6 protein-coding genes are annotated in these 5096 nt (G+C 42.1%); 3 read left to right on the forward strand and 3 right to left on the reverse strand.

The window, feature by feature from the left end:
• Positions 1-171 precede the first annotated feature (171 nt).
• A complete protein-coding gene (locus VB740_RS17065) occupies positions 172-531 on the reverse strand; it encodes a hypothetical protein (protein ID WP_323201154.1) in 360 nt (119 codons plus the stop codon).
• Between the two features lie 107 nt (positions 532-638).
• On the opposite strand from VB740_RS17065, the gene pyrC reads away from it, so the two are divergent.
• Both pyrC and VB740_RS17075 read left to right on the forward strand, forming a co-directional pair.
• The gene (gene pyrC, locus VB740_RS17070) at positions 639-1667 is read left to right on the forward strand and encodes a dihydroorotase (protein WP_323201155.1); all 1029 of its coding nucleotides are present in this window, start codon (positions 639-641) and stop codon (positions 1665-1667) included.
• Positions 1668-2211: 544 nt separating this feature from the next.
• Entirely contained in the window at positions 2212-2808 is a 597-nt protein-coding gene (locus tag VB740_RS17075) for a hypothetical protein (protein WP_323201156.1), read from the forward strand.
• 304 nt (positions 2809-3112) lie between these two features.
• Here VB740_RS17075 and VB740_RS17080 read toward each other — a convergent pair whose 3' ends face one another.
• The gene (locus VB740_RS17080; protein ID WP_323201157.1) at positions 3113-3742 is read right to left on the reverse strand and encodes a Uma2 family endonuclease; all 630 of its coding nucleotides are present in this window, start codon (positions 3740-3742) and stop codon (positions 3113-3115) included.
• 59 nt (positions 3743-3801) lie between these two features.
• Between VB740_RS17080 and VB740_RS17085 the strand changes: the two genes are divergently transcribed.
• The gene (locus tag VB740_RS17085) at positions 3802-4071 is read left to right on the forward strand and encodes a hypothetical protein (protein ID WP_323201158.1); all 270 of its coding nucleotides are present in this window, start codon (positions 3802-3804) and stop codon (positions 4069-4071) included.
• Between the two features lie 65 nt (positions 4072-4136).
• Here VB740_RS17085 and VB740_RS17090 read toward each other — a convergent pair whose 3' ends face one another.
• A complete protein-coding gene (locus tag VB740_RS17090) occupies positions 4137-4715 on the reverse strand; it encodes a PEP-CTERM sorting domain-containing protein (protein WP_323201159.1) in 579 nt (192 codons plus the stop codon).
• Positions 4716-5096: the final 381 nt, after the last annotated feature.

Consider the following 5096-nt stretch of genomic DNA (forward strand, 5'->3'; position numbering starts at 1 on the left):
TTCTTCTGCTTAATTTTTTGTTACATACCTATAAATTTTCTCCCCGACTTACTTACCCCATCTTTGCAACACGCGAGCTTTATCGAATTCATTAGCTTTGAGAGATTTAATTTCAAGTGAGGTATTATAGCAAGCGATCGCCTGTTGATAGTAAGCAACTGCTTGGGTGTATTATGACAAGCTGCAATGCAAATCAGGCACAGATGCTAATGCACCAGCTTTGAGCGCGTGATTGCAAAAGTCAACGGGAGCAAGTTGAATGGCAGTTTCATAAGTAGCAAATGCTTGTTGATAACTTGCGAATGCTTCTGTATACTGCTTGTTGGTTAAGTATAGTTCGGCTAATCTTTCAATAATTATTCCGTGATAACTGATATCAATTGCATCACTGTGGTATCGAGAAAAGGCACTATCATAGGCGATCCCTTGCTTTAAAGCCTTAATAGCCTCTGTATACTGCTGGTTGAGATAACTGTAGCTCGGACAGCTTTTCGAGAGCGAAACCTTTGCGCTTAAAAGTTTTGAGGTCATTAGGAGCAAACTTGAGTGCAGTATCATAGATAGCGATCGCCCCATACCAGATCTGGATGATCGCCCCTATTTTCATGAGGCCCTTGTTGCCGTTTTATAATGAAAGGATGCAAAAGCTTACCATCACCCGACCTGACGATTGGCATCTGCATCTCCGCGACAGTGCAGCACTGAAAGCGGTTCTGCCCTACACGGTGCGTCAGTTTGCCCGCGCGATCATCATGCCGAACTTGAAGCCCCCTATCCGCTCGGTGGCAGATGCGGCAGCCTATCGCGATCGCATCCTCGCCGCCATTCCAGAGGGACAAAAGTTTGAGCCATTGATGACGCTCTACCTCACCGACAACACCAGCCCCTACGACATTCTCCGGGCGAAAGAATCCCAGTTTATCAAAGCGGTCAAGTACTACCCAGCCGGTGCAACGACCAACTCAGACTCCGGTGTGACGGATATTCGCAAGGGTGATCGCGTCTTTGAAGCGATGCAGCAGGTGGACATGCCGTTATTACTGCACGGGGAAGTGACTGATAACGATGTTGATACGTTTGATCGCGAGAAGGTGTTTATCGAGCGACATTTAATCCCCCTCAAGCAGCGATTTCCCAACCTGCGGGTGGTGCTTGAGCATATCACCACCTCCGATGCGGTGCAGTATGTCCTGTCTGCCAACACCATCGCGGCAACAATTACGCCACAACATTTGTTGTTTAACCGTAATGCCCTGTTCAAAGGCGGCCTTCGCCCCCATTTTTATTGCCTGCCCATTTTGAAACGGGAGGAGCATCGTCAGGCTTTGTTGCAAGCGGCAACATCGGGGAATCCGAAGTTTTTTCTAGGTACCGATAGCGCTCCCCATACCCGCACCAGCAAAGAAAATTCCTGTGGCTGCGCGGGATGCTTTTCGGCTCTGCACGCCCTTGAGTTGTATGCCGAAGCATTTGAAAGCGTGAAAGCCCTGGATAAACTGGAGGCGTTCGCTAGCTTCTATGGCCCAGATTTTTATCAACTACCGCGTAATACCGAGCGAATTACCTTGTCCAAAACGACTTGGCGCGTTCCTGATGAAGTTCCGTTTATGGAATCTGGGCTTGTACCTTTGGGGGCGGGGCAGGAAATGACATGGCAAATGGTATGACATCTGCATTGTGCATCAGCCGTTGTGGAATCCTGTCGGTTAGCTTAGGTCAACGAGTAATTTGAATCCTGAAGAGCCATGAGCTATTGGCTCTTGTTGAAGCACTTTCAATCACCTATTCCACGTTTGACTAACAACGTAGAATCTCCGTCAGCATCAATCAAAAATTAAGAAACGCTTCTGGCTCAAAACCGTAGATGGTTGACCACAAGTGTTTTTGGTAGGTAATGCTGTATAAGACTTTTGCTCCCGTATTGGCTGATATTTGACTATATTTTTATCTCAGTAATTAACTATCTATAAATTTAGCTTTTAATATTGCTGATCAGGAATTTTACAAATATCTTAGTACTATCAATGTTTTATAGATTACATCCTGTAACACCATTTCTATGATGCTGTTGGCGTTGAAAACGTACATTTTGCTCGTTTTGGGATGATAATCCCTAATACACCGCCGCTATATCTAGCCCAACAATAAAGCTTATCGCCAACGGAAGTGTTGAAATTATGTTCGTGAATCACACACAAAACAATTAAAGACATGCAAAGTATTCCATACCAGTATCGACTGCTAATTTTGTTTTTGCTGATGGGTTTGGTTGTAGGGTTAGACTACTGGCGTAATCCAACCAAACCTACAAAATTTAAGGAATACTTCTTTTTAACCATGTCTGGTTTAATCGGTGCTGGGTTTGGTATCGTTAACGATCAAATTACCTGTACTCTCTCACCTGCTTACTTTTATTACTTTAAAAATGTCTCCTATGATTCTAGTTTTCGCTGGCAAGTAAGCGCAGTTGGATTTGAGGCAGGCTTTTTCGCTGGTTTTTTTAGCTACGGTATATTTTTACTGATTAATCAGAGACGAAAGTTACCTTTGTCTTATCGCCAATTACTGAACAGGGCAAAGTATCCGATTACTTGGGCAATTGTGCTTGCTCCGATTACAGGATTCATATTTTATTATTTTCAGTTTTCCTTCTTTGTCGATCAGATTACGCCAGTCGTTGAGCCAGTAGAAGTTCCTAAGTTTATATTGGTTTGGGGAGTTCATATTGGGCTTTACATCGGTGCAGTGCTAGGAATTGTGCATGGTGCAGCAAACATTCGGCGAAGATTGCTAGCTCCCTTACCATAAAACAGCTATAAAAAATTGTTAAGAAGGTTGCTTTCCACGTCCGTTAACGCGACTTCGAGTGCTGCGGGAGCGATTATAACGAGGTTTCTCATAGCTGCGTCTATTACAATTCTTGACAACTCAATGAGATCCTAAATCAAATTTTTACCTAAAGAGAAATCAGGTTTTTCGATTCTTGTTAATTTGACGAACCATCTTGATGCTTCGTTATAAGATTTGACTTCGTTATAAGATTTGAACTGTTTTTCACTAATACGAAAGTGTTAAAAATCTGGCATTGACAATTTTTTGGAGTTAAAAAAGTTCACATCACCGAGTCAAAAATTTGTTGTGCGGTTAGATTGAACTGACAAAGAGTAGGAGACACTATAAGGTTTGTTCCTCTAAAGGGTGTCATTTGATATTCACCATCAATAAGTTCACAGACAAAAATAGTCGGAACTTTGGGACTACCAATAAATACACGTCCACCCAAAGCTGCATAATCCACAATCCAATATTCAGGTATACCCATAGCTTCATAGTCACGAAGCTTATCGTAATAATCATCCTGCCAGTTGGTTGACACTACTTCAACTATTAGTTTGACTGAACTAGCATTATGGATAACTGATTCTTTCTTCCAACGCGTTTCAGTATCAATAGTTTCTTGATTTAAAACAATAATATCCGGTTCGTACCCTGATTTTTCTCGGTATGGTTTAATAATGGATTCTTTCGGTATAGTCCAGATACCGCGTTTACCCATCTCTCTAATTGTGATCAGTAATTCTTCAATCAAAAAACCAGCTAAATCAGAATGCTCCCCTTTAGGCTTTGGCATCTCCACAATCACCCCATCATGTAATTCATAACGTACTTCTGAGTTTTCTGGATACCATTCGATAAATTCATCGAAGGTTAATAGCTTTAGTTCCGATTGTGTTTGACTCATAAAAGTTACTGGATTTATTTTTACTGTTCATTTATCCTTTTTATTATGCTAACGAAGCGATGGCGATGATGCTCCCTTTGAAGGCTGAGTCCTCGTGTAAACCCTGTAATCCACAGCGTACCCCGATCTCAGCCCCAGCGATCGCCGTTTCTACGTCAATTGAACAAGTTTATCTAATTTTGAGAGATTACCAACAGCTAGTCTCCACAATCGGCTCGGCTATTGGGATAGCTGGTAGTGAACCAAACCAATATGGAACGCATACCTGGAGCAGTGGCTTCTTTGGGTTAACAATGGATAGCAGGTGTACGTCTGTGGTATGCGATTGATTGATTGGTTGGTTGCGGTGTAGATCGATAAAGCTTTGGCAAAGAGTTGAGTAATTCATGCTTTACTATTTCGTCTTACCAGCTTTTTTAGAGACAGCAATTGCACCAACTCCAAACAATAGACCTAGTAGGGAAGTGGGTTCAGGTACTGATGTATATGAAGAACTCAGGGTAATATTGACAGCAGAATCTTGATAGATGTATGTTCCTGCCCGTCCCACTGCACCCGTCAAGGTAATTTCAGAGCTTGAAGTTCTTTCTAGGGTATATCTTGGAGCATCAAAAGCAATGCCAAAATCAACTACTAAATTCCAATTCGACCCAGAATCAAGCTCAAAATCGACATCTGGGGTTAAGTTACCGCCATTAGTAGGGACTCTCTTCAAATTTAGGTCTAGACTGTTGACGGATAGCTCCCAATCGCTCAAAGTCCCGGACTCTGAGTAAACCACGAATCCCGAATATTCGCTTTCTTCTGGCAAAGAGTTCGTAAGGAATGGGCTAGTAGCATCGACTAAAGTAAAATCACCTGAAAATTCTTGTCTAGTTAGAATAGCTCCCAGCACTGGAGTAGCATGAAATACGCTTGCAACTACCAAACCAATCACGGCAACGCTAACTTTAGGGAGTCGAACTTGATTCATGGATTAGGTATGCTATCTAAAATTGTTGAAGGTATGCTATCACATTGGGAGCAACTTAAGATACATTCGATACACCAAAATTTTCTGCGATGTGCGGTGTTCTCGAAGAATCGCTCAAGCCAAGAAATGGGCAATATATTAAAGAATTACTCAGTACGCTAAGGAATGATGAGCGGTTGAGTGTAATGCTGGAGTTTGAAGACGCAAGCCCTGACAAATTTGCTTAATTGGTGGCAGATACGCCCAATCTAAGCCCCAGCGATCGCAGTTTCTACGTCAATTGAAACAAGTTTATTTAATTTTGAGAGATTAATCACGATTAATGAGATAAGCTAAAACACATCTAATTTGCATATCAAAATTTTATTAATCCCTTGTGGG

The organism is Nostoc sp. UHCC 0251 (assembly GCF_034932245.1).
In the GTDB taxonomy this organism is placed as follows: domain Bacteria; phylum Cyanobacteriota; class Cyanobacteriia; order Cyanobacteriales; family Nostocaceae; genus Nostoc.